Here is a 16,184-nt window from a genome sequence, read left to right on the forward strand (position 1 = left end):
GTACTCACGTCGCGTAACGATGATTGTCGGCGACGAATCCGACCGAGATGCAGCCGGGACCGACCTTGGTGCCGCTGGCCGCGCTCATGACTGCGCGCAGCACTTCGACGCCGCAATCGCGGGCCGCGTGAAGCATGTCGACAAAGGAAGGAATCGTGTCCAGCGTGGCCGGGTCGCCGCCGATGCTTACGCACACGGTCGGCACCAGGAGCCCTTCGCGGATCTGGCGCGCAACGCGTCCGAACATGCGCTCGACGCCATGTTCGAACCCACGCACCTTGTCGACCGGGCCGGTCTGATCACGATGGCAGTGCAGCACCGGCTTGACGTCCAGCATCGTGCCGAAGGTGAAGCTGCCCCACGACACGCTCTTGTCTCCGCGCTGCGAAGCCTGCCGATACATGTAGTGCAGGCTGGGCGGCACCATGTAGCAATGCGTGTGTGCCGCCAGCGCGCGGATGCGTTCGTCGATGTCGCGCGCACTGGCATCCTGGCCGATGAGGCGCGCGATCTCGGAAGCCATTACGGCCTGCCCGCCAAACATGCTCTGGCTACTGATGACGGCCATCGCAAAGCGCCCGTTGCGGCCATGTTCTGCGCACAGGGCGCGCCCCTGTGCATTGATGCTGAAGGAGGCGCGCGTGGAGTTGTCGTAGATCTTCGAGCGGGCCGAGGTGATCGTCAGGCAGAAGACATGATCGTGCAGCGGCACGATCTCTTCCCTCACGAAGCGCTCGACACCGGCCGGATCGAGCGGCTCGGAGTGAATGTCGTCAGCATCGGTCGGCGCCAGCCGCGCATAGTGCGCCAGCGTGCGCGCATCGTCGCGCGTGTCGACGAGCGTGTGCTGTCCGGCGCGCACGGAGATCGGCATGACGGACACGCCGTGTTCGCGAACAAAATCGGACGGCAGGTCGCAGGTGGCGTCCACCACCAGGCCGATGCTGCTCATGCGCCGGCCCCCATGGTTTCCACCAGCATCGCGCCACCTTGCCCGCCGCCGATGCAGATCGACGCGATGCCGCGCTTGCCGCCGGTGCGTTGCAGGACATGCAGCAAGTGCAGCACGATGCGCGCGCCGCTGGCACCCACAGGGTGGCCCAGCGCGACGGCGCCGCCATCGATATTGAGCTTCGACTCGTCGAGCCGGCCGAGCGCGTCCGGCAATCCGAGTTGTTCGCGGCAATACGCCGCATCGTTCCACGCGGCAATGCAGCCCATCACCTGGGCGGCGAAAGCCTCGTTGATTTCCCATGCATCGAGGTCGTTCAGGCCCAGCCCATGACGCTGCAGGATCGGCGTGCAGGCATGTACGGGGCCGAGCCCCATCTGCTCCGGCGCCAGCCCTGCCCACTGACTGTCGACGATACGGCCAATGGGTTCGAGCCCGCGCCGCTGCACCTCTTCTTCGGAGGCCAGCACGAGCCAGGTCGCACCATCGGTCACCTGCGAGCTGTTGGCCGCCGTGACCTTGCCGTACTTCTTGTCGAAGAAGGGACGCAGTTTGGCGAGCGCCTCGACGCTCGAATCGCGGCGCAGGCCGTCGTCTTCGGCGTAGACCTTGCCCTTTTCATCGACCAGCGGAACGAGTTCGTCGGCGAAGTGGCCCGCGTCCTGCGCAGCCGCTACGCGTTGATGACTGCGCACGGCGAAGGCATCCATCTCTTCGCGCGAAATGCCGAAGCGCCACGCAAGGTTCTCGGCGGTCTGCCCCATCATCAGGCCGACGACCGGATCGGTCAGCCCCTTGACGATGCCGATCACCGGCGCGAGATAACCCAGCTTGAAGCGACGGATCGCCGCCGCGCGCTGGCCGAGTGTCTTGGCCGCGTACCAGCCCGACAGCCAACGCACCATCGCGTCCGAGAACAGCAGCGGCGCGCGAGAGAGCGCATCCGCGCCGCCGGCAAGCACGAGGTTCGAGCGCCCCGCCTGAATGTTGGTCACCGCCGAGTCGAGCGCCTGCATGCCCGAGGCGCAATTGCGCATCACGGTCCAGCCTGGCACCGATTGACCGCAGCCCATGCGCAGCGCCGCCACGCGCCCGATGTTGACCTCGTCCGGCGATGGCGAAGCGCAGCCGAGGATGACTTCGTCGAGCTCGTCCGCTACGAACGATTGGCGCGCCAGCAGCGCTCGTGCGGCGATGGTGGCAAGGTCGGACGCCGCGAACGGCCCCGGTGCGTTGCGTGCTTTGAGGAACGGCGTGCGCGCGCCATCGATGATGTAGACCGGTTTGAAGCTCATTGAGTCATCCTCAGGCAGCCGCGCGATGCGCCTCGGTCATGGCCGGGCGAATGTGTGCGCGTGCGTCACCGATGCCCAGGTCCTGCGGGAAGTCATCCACACGGATGCACTTCTGGCGCAGCGCCTCGCGGCGTTCTAGCAATTGTTGTTCCTCGACCGTGATGATCTTGCGCTCGATGGCCTGTGCGATCTGGGCCGGCATGCCGCGCGCATCGATCTGCCCCGCCTTGTGGGCAGCGCGCACGCGGGCTTCGATGGCGTCCGCGGCGACGGCTGCCTGCAGCGCCAGTTCGAGCGTGCCGACGGGGTCGTCCTCGGTCGTCGGCACATAGCTGTCGGCCACCAGACGGTCGCGCGTGGCGGACGGCGCGATCAGCAACTGTGCGACTTCGTGCCCCAGGCGATCGGACGGCGTGACGTAGCGCTGGCCGAAGGGGAACACCACGCGACGCAGGCCCCAGGCAAGGAAGCGATTGGGGAAGTTGGCGATGACGCCGTCGAATGCAATCTGCATCTTGAAGATCGCATCTCGGATCGACCAATGCATGAGCGGCGCGTCGGCGGCCTGGCGACCTTCGACTTCAAAACGTTTGAGCGTGGCCGAACACAGGTAGAGCTGCGAGAGGATGTCGCCCAGTCGCGCGGAGAGTTTTTCCTTGCGCTTGAGATCGCCGCCCATGGTCAGCATCGACACGTCGGCGAGGAACGCGAAGGCTGCCGCGAAGCGCGTCAGGCGCTGGTAGTAGCGGCGCGTTTCGGGCGCAACATTGTCCGGCGCGCGCACGAAGCGCGCACCCGTCAGGCCCATCAGGAAGGCGCGCGCCTTGTTCGAGGCGGTAAAGCCGATGTGCGAGAACAGCGCATCGTCGAAAGCCACCAGCGCGCGCGTGTTGTCGCGATCCTGCGTGGCGAGCATTTCCTTGAGCACGTACGGATGGCAGCGGATCGCACCCTGCCCGAAGATGATCAGGCAACGCGTGAGGATGTTGGCGCCTTCCACCGTGATGCCGACGGGAATCTGCTGATACGCGCGGCCGAGGAAGTTCTGCGGCCCGAGGCAGATGCCCTTGCCGCCGAGAATGTCCATGCCGTCGTTGACCACCACACGGGCACGCTCGGTGACGTGGTACTTGACGATGGCGGACACGACCGAGGGCTTCTCGCCCAGGTCGATCGCGCCGGCGGTCATCACGCGCGCCGCATCGGCCATGTACAGATTGCCGCCGATACGCGCCAGCGGTTCTTCCACGCCTTCGAACTTGCCAATGGCGGTCTTGAACTGCGCACGTACGCGGGAATATGCGCCGACGGCCCGCGCCGTGAGCTTCATCATGCCGGTGTTGGAAGCCGGCAGCGAGATCGAACGCCCGGCGGCGAGACATTCCATCAGCATGCGCCACCCCTGCCCCGCCATCTTCGGGCCGCCGATGATGAAGTCCAGCGGCATGAAGACGTCCGTCCCCCAATTGGGTCCGTTCTGGAACATCGCGTTGAGCGGCAAGTGGCGACGGCCGATATTCACGCCCGGATGGTCGTGCGGCACCAGCGCGCAGGTGATGCCCAGATCATCGACGTTACCGATCAGGTGGTCGGGGTCGTACAGGCGGAAAGCCAGCCCCAGCACCGTGCAGATGGGCCCGAGTGTGATGTAGCGCTTGTCCCAGGTGACGCGCATGCCGAGCACTTCGCGCCCTTGGTAGATGCCCTTGCAGACGACGCCGCGATCGGGAATCGACGCGGCATCCGAGCCCGCTTGCGGACTGGTCAGTGCGAAGGCGGGAATCTCCTGTCCGCACGCCAGACGCGGCAGGTAGTACGACTTCTGCTCGTCGGTGCCGTAGTGCAGGAGCAGTTCGGCCGGCCCGAGCGAATTGGGCACCATGACGCTGACGGCGGATGCCGAGCTGCGCGTGGACAGCTTCATCACGATCTGCGAATGCGCGAAGGCCGAGAAGCCTTTACCGCCATACGACTTGGGGATGATCATGCCGAGGAAGCCCTTGTCCTTGATGTACTGCCAGGCTTCGGGCGAGAGATCGTTGTGGACGTGGGTGGTTTCCCAGTCGTTCACGAGACGGCATAGTTCGTTGGTCTCGACATCGAGGAAGGATTGTTCCTCCGGCGTGAGCGTGGGCTGCGGCAGCGACAGCAGCTTCTTCCAGTCGGGGCGACCCGAGAACAGTTCGCCGTCCCACCACACCGTACCGGCTTCGAGCGCGGTGCGTTCGGTGTCCGACATCGCCGGCAGCATCTTCTTGTAGGCGCCGAAAATACCGCGTGTCACCAGCGCGCGACGCAGCGGCTTCAATACGAACACGGCGCCGATCACCACCGTAATGGCCGCCAGCACGATGCCGGTCGTCGTCGACCAGCCGGCTGCCGCCGACAGACCGAACCACCACGCGGCCAGCGCCACTACCCACACTGCCAGCGGCGCACGCATCGCAGCCAGTGCGAGCATGCCGATCACCAGCAACACCACTAATCCAATCACCATCTCTGTCTCCTGGGATTTTTCGTTTTTTATTCGGTTTGTTCAGTCGGCCTGTCGCGCGGGTTCGCCGCGCATGCCGTGTCCATCCGGTAACGGCGCCCGCAGCCCGCCGAGCAGGAAGGCGGCCAGGCGCGGCTTGAGCAGCGCCGGGTCATCGTCGAAGCGTCCCGTCACCAGTTCCAGCGAATCGGCGCCGGAAATGGCGTAGGACATCGCCCCCATCATGAAATGGAAGCGCCACATGATTTCCGCGCGCGGTACGTCGGGCAGCGAGCGGTACAGCGCGTCGGTGTAGCGCGCCACCACCTGCGCGTATTCGTCCGCCATGAATTTGCGGACGAATTCCGCCGGCTCGGTATAAGTGCGTCCAAGCAGGCGCATGAAGGTGTGTCCGCCGCGTTCGGTATCGGCCGCCATGTCGAGCGCGGGGCCGAAGAAGCCTTCCAGCACCGCGCTGGGCTTGAGCGGCGCACCAGCGGCGGCGGCTTCGGCGCGATCGAGCATGGCCAGCCGGTGCAGGTTCAGTTCGGTCAGGCGACGACGGAAGACCTCCTGGAAGAGACCTTCCTTGCTGCCGAAGTGATAGTTGACCGACGCCAGATTCACGCCCGCGACGGACGTGATGAGGCGCATCGACGTGCCGTCGAAGCCATGTTCAGCGAAGAGTTTTTCGGCCGCATCGAGAATGCGCGCGGCGGTGTCGGATGATCCACGCGCTTCGGGGGCGCGCTTGTCCAGCACTGTCGTATTCACTGAGGTCACTCCTGAATCCAGATCAAACGTTCGTTTGAATCATACGTTCAATTTGACCCAGGTCAACTAAGGGGAATCCACAAGGAATAATTGGACGGAAACAAAGGGTACGCAGGACGCGTACCCACGGGCGTTGCGTCAGTGCGCGTTGGCGATCAGCGAGCGAGCCATGTGCTGCGCCTCGCCGTAACTCGGGTGCAGGGCGATCGACTGGGTCGAAAAACCATGGCGACGCCAGAAAGGCTGCGCCTCGCCCACCGCCACAAGACGCGCGCTACGAATGGCACGTGCATGGGCCGCCGCAAAAAGGGCGTCGAGCAAGCGCTGCGCGGCTCCAACGCCGCGACGCAGCGGGCAGACGGCGAGGTCATGGAAGAACACATGATCGGCCGCTTCGCAGGCAGGCAGCGGCGTGTGCAGTGCGGGCGGCGGCCCGGCCCACGGATGCGCAAAAACGTAGCCCACCACCGCATCGCCTGCCAAAGCAACAAAGCAGAAGGCCGGGCCAAGGGCGAGCCGGCTGGCCAGCGCATCGGTCGGTTCGTGATAGCCAGGCGGATAGGCCCGGCATTGCAGGTCGAATACGGCCGGCAAGTCGGACACCCGCATCGGCCGCACCACTACTGATGTCATGCGCCGCCCTTGAGCGCGCGCGCTGCGTGCAGCGCATAGTACGTGAGCACGCCATCGGCGCCGGCGCGCTTGAAGGCGGTCAGCGATTCAAGAATCACCGCCTCCGACAGCCAGCCGTTGGCAATCGCCGCCTGCAGCATCGCGTATTCGCCGCTGACTTGATAGACAAAGGTCGGCACCTGGAGCTCGGTCTTCACCCGGCGCACGATGTCCAGATATGGCATACCAGGCTTGACCATGACCATGTCCGCGCCTTCGGCGAGGTCGGCGGCGGCCTCGTGCACAGCCTCGTCCGAATTGGCCGGGTCCATCTGGTAGGTGTACTTGTTGCCCTTGCCGAGATTCGCGGCCGATCCGACGGCATCGCGGAACGGCCCGTAAAACGCCGATGCGTACTTGGCTGAGTAGGCCAGGATGCGCGTGTAGATCAGGCCGTGGGACTCCAGTTGCTGGCGGATGCGGCCGATGCGGCCGTCCATCATGTCGGAAGGTGCGACCACGTCGGCACCTGCCTGCGCGTGACACAGCGCCTGCTTTTCGAGCGCCGCCACGGTTTCATCGTTGAGCACATAGCCGGACTCGTCGATCAACCCGTCCTGCCCGTGCGTGGTGTACGGATCGAGGGCGACGTCCGTGATCACGCCCAGTTCGGGAAAGTGCTTCTTCAGCGCCTGCACCGTGCGGGGAACCAGACCTTCGGGGTTCCAGGCCTCGGCGGCATCGAGACTCTTATGGGCCTGGTCCACCACCGGGAACAAGGCCAGCGCCGGCACGCCGAGCTTCACGGCCTCTTCCGCCACCCGCAGGAGATTGTCGATCGACACGCGTTCGACGCCGGGCATCGAAGCGACCGCCTCGGTGCGACGCTCGCCATCGAGCACGAAGACCGGGTAGATCAGATCGTCGGCAGACAGGCGCGATTCGCGCATGAGACGGCGGGAGAAGTCGTCCCGACGCATGCGGCGCGGGCGAGCATGGGGAAATGCTGCGAACTTGGTCACTGGTACATCCTCGCGGAGTGATTCGATGGCCGGTTTCGCGTAATCAGGAGAGGATCATCGAACAAAACCGGCCGTCCTGCGAAAAATCGCATGATTGTCGGGAACTTCTATATCAAGGGCCCGTCATAGCCTGCAGATGGCGCGACGCCATCTCCCGCTTCACCTCCCTGAGCGGGCGCCTGAGCGCACTCCCCCGGGTCGTTCAGGTTGTTTTCCCCCCGGCGCGAACCCCTCTCGCCGGGGGCTTATTTTTTCTGGGCTTGTCCATGATCGGGCTGCGAAGCCGTGATCGAAACTCATGCGCTGCCCGGAATCCTCATGCGCCGAGTACATTCCGGCTCCTGCGCTGCTCTTCGTCTCGCTGACGACTTCTCGCACCGAACCTGAACAAGCCCCGCCAAATTCATCGGGCTGCGAAGCCGTGATCGAAACTCATGTGCGGCCCGGAATCCGCTTGGACCGGAGTATGTACCGAAGTACATTCCGGCCTCTCGCGCGAACCGCGCGCATGCGTTTTCAGTTGGCGACGGCTTCGGTTTCGTCGGTCGAAGGCGGCACCAGCCAGCTCCCCACGATGGCTTCTGCCTCTTCCACCCCGGTCTTCTTCAGGCTCGAGAAGAGCTGCACTGTCACCTGATCGCCCCAGCCCGCCTTGAGGTCGCGCCGCACCACGGCCAGCGTGCGCGCCTGTTCGGAGCGCGTGAGCTTGTCGGCCTTGGTCAGCAGCACGTGGATCGGCCGGCCCGTGGGCGCGTACCAATCAAGCATCTGACGGTCCAGCGGCGTGAGCGGATGGCGCGAATCCATGATCAGGATGAGCCCGATCAGGCTCTCGCGCCGCGACAGGTAGTTTTCCAGCAGCTTGACCCACTGCTTGCGGATGGCCTCCGGCACCTTGGCGTAGCCGTACCCGGGCAGGTCGACCAGCGCGGCGCCGTTGGTCATGCGGAAGATGTTGATCAACTGCGTGCGGCCCGGCGTCTTGGAGACGAAAGCCAGGCGCACATGCCCGACCAGCGTGTTGATGGCGCTGGACTTGCCCGCGTTGGAGCGCCCGGCAAAGGCGATCTCGGCGCCGGAAGGGGGCGGCAGATCCTGCGGGCGGGCAATGGAAATCTCGAAGCGTGCGTTGCGGAACAAGGGCATTTGAAGGGGCGCTGGCAGCGAATGCAGCCTGCGTATTGGCCGACGGGAGAGCTGATATAGAATATCAGGATTTGACAACGCTTCCCGCCTTTGAGGTGATGATGATCAAGCGCATGCTTTGCCTGTCCCTGACGCTGTCCGCCACCGTAGCGGTCGCCCAGACAGGCCCCCAGACTGCGGCCAAGCTTGACATGGCCAAGGCGAAACAGACTGTCGAGCAGGTGTGCGCCGCCTGCCACGGGGTCGATGGCAACAGTGTGATCACTGCCAATCCGTCGCTGGCGGGCCAGCACGCGTCATACATCTACAAGCAGTTGCACAACTTCAAGGGCTGGGACGGCAAGCAGCCCGAACGCCCCAATGCCGTGATGACGGCAATGGCCACGCCGCTGTCGGACGACGACATGAAGGCGCTGGCAGCGTATTTCTCGCAGCAGAAGGCCAAGCCCGCCTTCGCACACAACAAGGACACGCTCGATCTGGGCCGCCGCCTGTGGCGCGGTGGCGATCAGGCACGCGGCCTGCCCGCCTGCGCGGGTTGCCACGGTCCGGCCGGTGCAGGCCTGCCGGCGCAATTCCCGCGCCTTGCCGGCCAGCATCCGGAATACACCGAAGCCCAGCTCAAGGCATTCCGCGACGTGACCGACGCGTCCAAGCCCGATTCGCCGCGCGTGCGCGCCAACGATCCGAACTCGATGATGCGCAGCATTGCCCTGCGCATGACCGATCCCGAGATCAAGGCGGTGGCCGACTATATTGCCGGCCTGCGTTGATCAATGGCGACGCTGAAGGGGTGGCCCGGCCACCCCTTTTTGTTTTCTGCCGCCGATTGCGCAGTGAATGCATGCCGCGCGGCACAATGCTGCAACCAAAGGCGGCCGCACCGGTCGTAGTAACGACCAACCGCCCAGTCCCATGAAGAACCCAGCCCCAGCAAGACGCCCCCGGAGCCAGGCCGCCAGCAGCCTCTACGAATTGCTGTCGTCGATGCGTTTTGCCATCGCGTTGCTGACCGTGCTGGCCATCGCGTCGGTCATCGGCACGCTGCTGCAGCAGAACCAGCCGTTCAACAACTACCTCAACCAGTTCGGTCCGTTCTGGTTCCCGATGTTCCAGATGCTCGGGCTGTACAACGTCTACAGCACCGGCTGGTTCCTGGCGATCCTCGCCTTCCTGCTCCTGTCGACCGGGTTGTGCATCGTCCGCCACGCGCGCCCGATGCTGCACGACATGCGCGCCTTCCGCGAAACGGCGCGAGAGACTTCGCTGCGCGCCTTCCACCTGTGCGCCGAAGGCCGCACGTCGCTCGATGCTGAAACCGCCGCCGCACGCACGCGAGCATACCTCGCAGCCAATGGCTTCCGCACCCGAGAGAACCCGCGCGATGGCGACTTGCTGCTGGCTGCCAAGCAAGGCAGCTGGAGCCGCGCCGGGTACTTCCTGGCGCATGGCGCCATCATCCTGATCTGCGTGGGCGGGCTGCTCGACGGCAATCTGCCGCTCAAGCTGCGCATGGCGCTGGGCAACAAGCAGGTGCTGCATGGCGAGGTCAGCGACGTCTCGCAGGTGCCGCCGACAAGTCGCCTCGGTGAAGGCAACGCCACCTTCCGCGGCAACGTGTTCATTCCCGAAGGCAAGTCGGCCAGTGTCGCCGTGCTCAATGTCGACGACGGCATGCTGCTGCAGGATCTGCCGTTCATCGTGTCACTCGATAAATTCCACGTCGATTTCTACCCCACCGGCCAGCCCAAGCGCTTCGCCAGCGACGTGATCATCACGGACCGCGACAGCGGCAAGTCTTTCCGCCACACGATCGAAGTGAACAAGCCGCTGACCTATCGTGGCGTGACCTTGTATCAGGCGAGCTTCGAAGATGGGGGCAGCCGCCTGCGGCTGGCGGTTCACAGCCTCGTGCCGGGCGAAGCCCAAGAAGAAGGCGGCCGCCACGCGGATCATGGCGACCACGCCAGCGTGCCCGAGTCGCGTCTGGTCGAAGCCGTGGTCAACGAAGCCTTGCCGCTGGCCTATGACGGACAGCAATACACGGCCGAGTTCACCGACTTCCGCCCGTTCAATGTCGAAACGGTGGGGCAGCAAGCTTCCACCGCCACCGGTCTGGCCCGCCTCCAACAGCACCTGGGCAGCGGCGCCAAGTCACGCAGCGAACGGACGATGAAGAACGTGGGGCCCAGCTTCACGTACCGCCTGCGCGATGCGTCCGGTCAGGCCCGCGAGTACATCAACTACATGGTGCCGACCGAGCAGGACGGGCGCTGGTACGCGCTGGCCGGCATGCGCGAATCGCCCGACCAGCCCTTCCGCTTCCTGCGCATTCCGACTGATGAAGCGGGCACGGTCGACGCCTGGTTCGCCCTGCGCAACGCGTTGCTCGACCCAAAGCTTCGCGCCGAAGTCGCCAGGCGTTACGCACGCGGCGCGCAACAGCGCGAATCGCTCAGGCCGGATTCGGCGCAGCGACTCGAAGAAACCGCCCAGCGCACGCTGCAGCTATTCAGCGAGCAAGGTTTCGATTCGCTCGGCGGTTTCATCGAGAAGACTGTGCCGCAGGCGGATCGCGAGAATGTCGCCTCGGCGCTGCTGAAAGTCATGGAAGGCACGACGTGGGAAGCCTGGATGCTGGCGCGCGAACGCGCTGGCGAAAAGCCCGTCGAACCGACCGCACAACGCATACAGTTCGTACGCGACAGCCTGGCCAGCGTGAGCGACAGCATGCACTATGGTTCGCCGGTCTATCTGCAACTGGTGAGCTTCGAGCAGGTACAGGCGACGGTCTTGCAAGCGACGCGCTCACCGGGCAAGCCGCTGGTCTATCTTGGCAGCCTGTTGCTGGTGATGGGCGTGTTCGCCATGCTGTACGTGCGCGAGCGACGCCTGTTCGTTCTGCTGAAGGCTGATGGCAGAATCCTGATGGCGCTGTCGACCAACCGGCAGGGACTGGACGCGGGCGAGCAGTTTGCCCGCCACCGTGATGCGCTCATGAACCACCTGGACGCCACGGCGGCCCAGCGTGACGAACCTCAGTGATGGCGGAACCATGGAAATCGCACAGAAAACGCTGCTCGCCAAGACTTCACGCCTGCCCGCTTTCGGGCCGTTCGACGTCCTCTTCGCACTGATCCTCGCGGCGGGCGCCGCTTACGCGCTGCACGCCTTCGGCGAGTACATGGACATCTACGAACGGGCCATCCTCGTCTGCACCGTGCCTGCGGCGGCCGCATTCGGCTGGTACTGGAAGCCGATGCGGGTGTTCCTGCTCGCATGCGCGGCGGTGGCCCTCATCGCCGTCGGGCTGTACCAGGGGCAACTGGTGCGAGCCGACGAGGTCTTCCTCCTCAAGTACTTTGTGTCGAGCCAGACGGCCATCATGTGGATGAGCGCGACGGTCTTCCTGTCGACTGCCGCCTACTGGCTCGGCATGCTCGCGCGCTCCACCTTTTTCGAGCGCAGCGGCACCGTACTGGCATGGATCGCAGCGGGCGCCGGCTTCACAGGCATGCTGGTGCGCTGGTACGAGAGCTACCTGATCGGCACCGACGTCGGCCATATCCCGGTCAGTAACCTGTACGAAGTGTTTGTGCTGTTCACCGTGCTGACCACGTTGATGTACCTCTTCTACGAATCGCGCTACGCCACCCGGCGCATGGGCGCGTTCGTGATGCTGGTGATCTCGGCGGCGGTGGGCTTTCTGCTGTGGTACAGCTTTTCGCGCGACGCGCACGAAATCCAGCCGCTGATTCCGGCCCTGCAGTCTTACTGGATGAAGATCCACGTGCCGGCCAACTTCATCGGCTACGGCGCCTTCGCCATGTCGGCGATGGTCGGCGCCGCCTACCTGCTGGCGTCCAAGGGCATCCTCACCAGCCGCCTGCCCTCACTGCAGGTGCTGGACGATGTGATGTACCGCGCCATTTCGATCGGCTTTGCCTTTTTCACCATCGCTACCATCCTCGGTGCGCTGTGGGCGGCCGAGGCATGGGGCACGTACTGGCAATGGGACCCGAAGGAAACCTGGGCGCTGATCGTGTGGCTCAACTACGCGACCTGGCTGCACATGCGGCTCACCAAAGGGCTGCGCGGCGCGGTACTGGCGTGGTGGGCGCTCATCGGCCTGCTGGTGACGACCTTTGCTTTCCTCGGCGTGAATATGTACCTGTCGGGCCTGCATTCGTACGGCTCGCTCTGATCGACTGAACACTCGCACCAAGGGCGCCGCGGCGCCCTTTTTTTGCGTCACGCCGGCCTGCCGGGCGTGTAACCGCGCTGCATTTTGGGACTGATTTGAGGATTTCGCTTTCTTTTTCTAAATCGTTTTAGTATAACGATTCACTTTTACATCGAAGGCGTCACATCATGTTCAGCGATCTGAAAGGCAAGAGAATCCTCATCACCGGCTCGACCGAAGGCATCGGGCTCGCCACTGCCGTCGAACTGGCTCGCTATGGGGCACTGGTCGGACTCAATTCGCACGTCGCCCCCGCCGACCCGGCCCTGCTGCTGGGCAAGCTGCGCGAAGCCGGCGGCGATGGCGCCTTCTTCCGCGCCGACATCACCAAGACGGCTGAGTGTCAGCGCCTGGTAGAGGCCTTCGTCGACCACTTCGGCGGCCTCGACGTGCTGATCAACAATGCCGGCGGGCTGGCCGGGCGCAGCAACCTCGAGAATATCGACGACGCTTTCTACGACCGCGTGATGGATCTCAACGGCCGTTCGGTGCTGATGATGACCAAGTTCTCCATTCCGCACCTGCGCGCGTCCGCCAAGGCCAGCGGCACCACCAGCGCCGTCATCAGCACGGGTTCCATCGCGGCTCGCGAAGGCGGCGGCATCGGCGCCGGCGTGTATGCGGCCTCCAAGGCGTGGCTGCACGACATCCACCGCAACTGGGTGAAGGAATTCACCAAGGACAGCATCCGCTTCAATATCGTGGCCCCCGGTACGGTGGACACCGCCTTCCACGCCGACAAGAGCGACGAACTCAAGACGCGCATTGCCAACAGCATCCCGATGGGCCGGTTCGGCACCGTGCGGGAACTCGCCCCAGCATATGTGTTCTTTGCATCGCACGCCGCCAGCGGCTACATCACCGGCCAGATTCTCGACGTCAATGGTGGGCAGATCTGCCCCTGAGCCGGTCCGGCACGCATCCTGACGACGGCCCGACACACGCCGTTGTCATGGATGCGACATTCGCCCAAGTGTCTTTTGTGCCCGGGCCCACGCCGGTGCGACAATGCGCGGGCGCCGGATGTACCGGCCCCCATTTCCAACATCGCAACGGACACGGACAGTGCGACATCGCGGATCGACCATTCAAGACGTAGCCAAGGCCGCAGGCGTTTCCGCCTCGAGCGTCTCGAACTTCCTCAACGAACGCCACGACCAGATGAGCCCGGACACGCGCGAGCGCATCGCGCAGGCCGTCCAGACGCTCGGCTTCACCCCCAACACTGCGGCGCGCCAGCTCAAGACGGGTCATGCGCCGTTGCTGGGGCTGCTCGTGCCGTCGGTGGCCAACCCGTTCTTCGGCGAACTGGCGCTGGCGGTGGAACAAGCCGCCAACCGGCGCGGGTTCCGTGTCGTACTGTGCAATACGCTGCGCGACCCGCAGCGCGAACGCAGCTTCATGGAAGAACTGGTCGCCGGTGGCGTGCGCGGCCTGCTGGGCGCCTCCGCTCCAGCGGACGCGGCAACGATCGAATGGCTGCGCCAGCGCGCCATCGCCTTCGCCGCCTTCGACATGCGGCACACCGACATTCACATGGACGATGTCGACATCGTCACCATCGACAATCAGCAAGCGATCGGCATGGCGGTCGATCATCTCGTCGCCCAGGGACACCGGTCCATCGCCTATGCCACGGCGCTCCCCCTGTCGCCGAGTCGTCAGGCGCGCCTGGCCGGCTACCGGCAGGCAATGGCGCGACATGGATTGCAGGCCATCGAAATCAGCCGCGAGCCCACGCCGGGCCAATCGCCCTACGGCGATACGGCACTGGCCGACATCGGGCGCGCGGCGGCCGCGGAATACCTGGCACTGGCCCAACGGCCGACCGGCATCGTGTGCTTGAACGATATGTTCGCCATGGGCATGGCGTCGGGATTGCGCGCGGCGGGGCTGTCGATCCCCGGGGACGTCTCGCTCGTGGGTGTCGACAACATCAGTCTGTGTGACGTGCTCAGTCCAGGCCTCACGAGCGTGGCGCAGCCGTTCGACCTGATCGCCGAAGCCGCCGTCGAGCAGATCGTCGGACGCATCCGCGACCCGCAACAACAGCCGCGCGAAACCGTACTGGCGCCTCGCCTAGTCCAGCGCGGTTCGACGGCCGCGCCGCACAGCTAGGCCGCGTTCCGCATCGAGGCGGTTGGCGCGCCTGCGCGATCGCCTCGAAACCATCCCGCCGCTGCTCGCCGAGCCTGCTTCGCGTCGCGCCGGCGGATTCATTGACGTAGCGACGTGGCACCGACCTCAATACCGGATCGGCACCCGCCCGCGGGAGGCGGCGCTACAGGGCGACGGCCTCGGCGGCCCGGTGTCCGCCCGACAATCGCGCCGCCTCTACAGCAACTTGAAGGCCGCGATGGCGACCGCCGTCGGTCCCAGTGCGGCAGCGAGCAGGCCGAGCGGATTGATGGCCTGGTCGGGGAAGTAGTTCTTCAGCATCGCGAATCCCGCCGGATTGGGTGCGTTGGCAATCACTGTGAGGCCACCGCCCGCCACCGAGCCCGCCACCAGCGCGTACTTGAAGCCGTCCCCCACACCTTCGACCAACGAGCCGAGGTAGGTAAGCGCCGCGTTGTCGGTGATCGCGGTCAGCGCCGTTGCCCCAAAGAACAACACGGTGTCGTTCATGCCGGAGAGCAGCGGTTGCAGCCACCACTTCTGCAGACTGCCAAGAATGACGAGACCGGCGAGAAACAACGCCACCATCAGACCCTCGCGCAGGATCAACCGATCCTGGAAGCGCCCGTAGGCCGTCGCAAAACCGAGGAAGAGCAGGAACAGCATCATGAACACCACCGGGTGGTGAGCGAAGATGACGACGCCCGCCAGGAATGCGAGGTGAATGCCGATGACGATGCCCGGCATCCGGTCGTTCTGCGCTTTCTCTCGCGAGCTTTCCAAACCACGCAATTCGCCGGAGAAGACAGCCGTCAATACGGCTGCGTTGAAAAGCACGGCGACCAGGGCCTTCCAGCCGAAGTTCGAGAACATGAAAGCGGCATCCCACCCCCAGGTGCCGGCAACCATGAGCACCGGTGGCGCGGCGAAGTGCGTGAGCGTGCCGCCGATGGAGACATTCACGAACAACACGCCGAGCGTGGCGTACTTGAGGCGCGCCGAAATGCCTTTGGAATAAAAGCGTTCGCGCAGCATCAATGCCGCGAGCGTCATGGCGGCCGGCTCCGTGACGAACGATCCCATCAGCGGCACCAGCGACAGCATGACAAAGAAGAGCGAGAGGTTTGCGGGCAGTGGCAGCACACGTGCCACGCCATGCACCAGCCACCGGCAGAAATGGATGACCGGCTTCGACGCCGCGACCACCATGATGGCGAACACGAACATCGGCTCAGTGAAATTCAGCCCTTCGAGATACGCGACCGCACCGCTGGTGCCAATCGCGACAGCCATCGTCACGACCAGCACGAATGCCCATATGCCGAAGACAGCTTCAACTTCACCGAAGAAATGCCATAGGCCGGCATGCGACGACTGGGTGTGCGCCAGGCGTTCAAAGCGCGAAGCAAGAAAGGTGTGAAGGATAGCCAACGCGAACAGCGACGTGGCGACGATTTCAATGGTGTGCGTCATATTTGCTTTCTTCGGGGCAGCTCATCGCGCCGTGCGCGCCATGGCGAGCCCGGTGGACTCGGCCCCCGAACAGGAG

The 16,184-nt window shown here is 64.7% G+C and carries 13 protein-coding genes; 5 read left to right on the forward strand and 8 right to left on the reverse strand.

Annotated elements, in window-relative coordinates:
• Positions 1 to 4 precede the first annotated feature (4 nt).
• The 7 genes from ACDA63_RS08550 to yihA all read right to left on the reverse strand — a co-directional run bounded on the left by ACDA63_RS08550 (position 5) and on the right by yihA (position 8,274).
• Positions 5 to 952 (reverse strand): DegV family protein, encoded by a 948-nt coding sequence (locus tag ACDA63_RS08550; RefSeq protein ID WP_373662803.1) that lies wholly within the window; start codon positions 950 to 952, stop codon positions 5 to 7.
• Positions 949 to 2,247 (reverse strand): acetyl-CoA C-acetyltransferase, encoded by a 1,299-nt coding sequence (locus tag ACDA63_RS08555; protein WP_373662804.1) that lies wholly within the window; start codon positions 2,245 to 2,247, stop codon positions 949 to 951. Before ACDA63_RS08555 ends, ACDA63_RS08550 begins: the two co-directional genes overlap by 4 nt.
• A gap of 10 nt (positions 2,248 to 2,257) precedes the next feature.
• Complete coding sequence (locus ACDA63_RS08560; RefSeq protein ID WP_373662805.1) at positions 2,258 to 4,744, reverse strand: acyl-CoA dehydrogenase; 2,487 nt, start codon at positions 4,742 to 4,744, stop codon at positions 2,258 to 2,260.
• Between the two features lie 39 nt (positions 4,745 to 4,783).
• Positions 4,784 to 5,494, reverse strand: a complete 711-nt coding sequence (locus ACDA63_RS08565; RefSeq protein ID WP_373662806.1) for a TetR/AcrR family transcriptional regulator — start codon at positions 5,492 to 5,494, stop codon at positions 4,784 to 4,786.
• A gap of 138 nt (positions 5,495 to 5,632) precedes the next feature.
• Positions 5,633 to 6,127, reverse strand: coding sequence for a GNAT family N-acetyltransferase (locus ACDA63_RS08570; protein WP_373662807.1), 495 nt, complete (start codon positions 6,125 to 6,127; stop codon positions 5,633 to 5,635).
• Positions 6,124 to 7,128, reverse strand: coding sequence for a porphobilinogen synthase (hemB, locus tag ACDA63_RS08575; protein ID WP_373662808.1), 1,005 nt, complete (start codon positions 7,126 to 7,128; stop codon positions 6,124 to 6,126). Before hemB ends, ACDA63_RS08570 begins: the two co-directional genes overlap by 4 nt.
• Before the next feature lie 516 nt (positions 7,129 to 7,644).
• Positions 7,645 to 8,274, reverse strand: coding sequence for a ribosome biogenesis GTP-binding protein YihA/YsxC (gene yihA, locus ACDA63_RS08580; RefSeq protein ID WP_373662809.1), 630 nt, complete (start codon positions 8,272 to 8,274; stop codon positions 7,645 to 7,647).
• 101 nt (positions 8,275 to 8,375) lie between these two features.
• On the opposite strand from yihA, the gene ACDA63_RS08585 reads away from it, so the two are divergent.
• The 5 genes from ACDA63_RS08585 (at position 8,376) to ACDA63_RS08605 (ending at position 14,635) form a co-directional block, all read left to right on the forward strand.
• Positions 8,376 to 9,047 (forward strand): cytochrome c, encoded by a 672-nt coding sequence (locus ACDA63_RS08585; RefSeq protein WP_373662932.1) that lies wholly within the window; start codon positions 8,376 to 8,378, stop codon positions 9,045 to 9,047.
• A gap of 142 nt (positions 9,048 to 9,189) precedes the next feature.
• Positions 9,190 to 11,319, forward strand: coding sequence for a cytochrome c biogenesis protein ResB (locus ACDA63_RS08590; RefSeq protein ID WP_373662810.1), 2,130 nt, complete (start codon positions 9,190 to 9,192; stop codon positions 11,317 to 11,319).
• Positions 11,303 to 12,478, forward strand: a complete 1,176-nt coding sequence (gene ccsB, locus ACDA63_RS08595; RefSeq protein ID WP_373662811.1) for a c-type cytochrome biogenesis protein CcsB — start codon at positions 11,303 to 11,305, stop codon at positions 12,476 to 12,478. The genes ACDA63_RS08590 and ccsB overlap by 17 nt, the downstream gene beginning before the upstream one ends.
• Before the next feature lie 167 nt (positions 12,479 to 12,645).
• The gene (locus tag ACDA63_RS08600; RefSeq protein WP_373662812.1) at positions 12,646 to 13,422 is read left to right on the forward strand and encodes an SDR family NAD(P)-dependent oxidoreductase; all 777 of its coding nucleotides are present in this window, start codon (positions 12,646 to 12,648) and stop codon (positions 13,420 to 13,422) included.
• A 160-nt stretch (positions 13,423 to 13,582) separates the two neighbouring features.
• The gene (locus tag ACDA63_RS08605; RefSeq protein ID WP_373662813.1) at positions 13,583 to 14,635 is read left to right on the forward strand and encodes a LacI family DNA-binding transcriptional regulator; all 1,053 of its coding nucleotides are present in this window, start codon (positions 13,583 to 13,585) and stop codon (positions 14,633 to 14,635) included.
• A gap of 216 nt (positions 14,636 to 14,851) precedes the next feature.
• Here the strand turns inward: ACDA63_RS08605 and ACDA63_RS08610 are convergent, their stop codons facing one another.
• Positions 14,852 to 16,108, reverse strand: coding sequence for a putative Na+/H+ antiporter (locus ACDA63_RS08610; protein WP_373662814.1), 1,257 nt, complete (start codon positions 16,106 to 16,108; stop codon positions 14,852 to 14,854).
• Positions 16,109 to 16,184: the final 76 nt, after the last annotated feature.

The sequence above is a fragment of the Uliginosibacterium sp. sgz301328 genome (genome assembly GCF_041807905.1).
Lineage (GTDB): Bacteria > Pseudomonadota > Gammaproteobacteria > Burkholderiales > Rhodocyclaceae > JBGVSA01.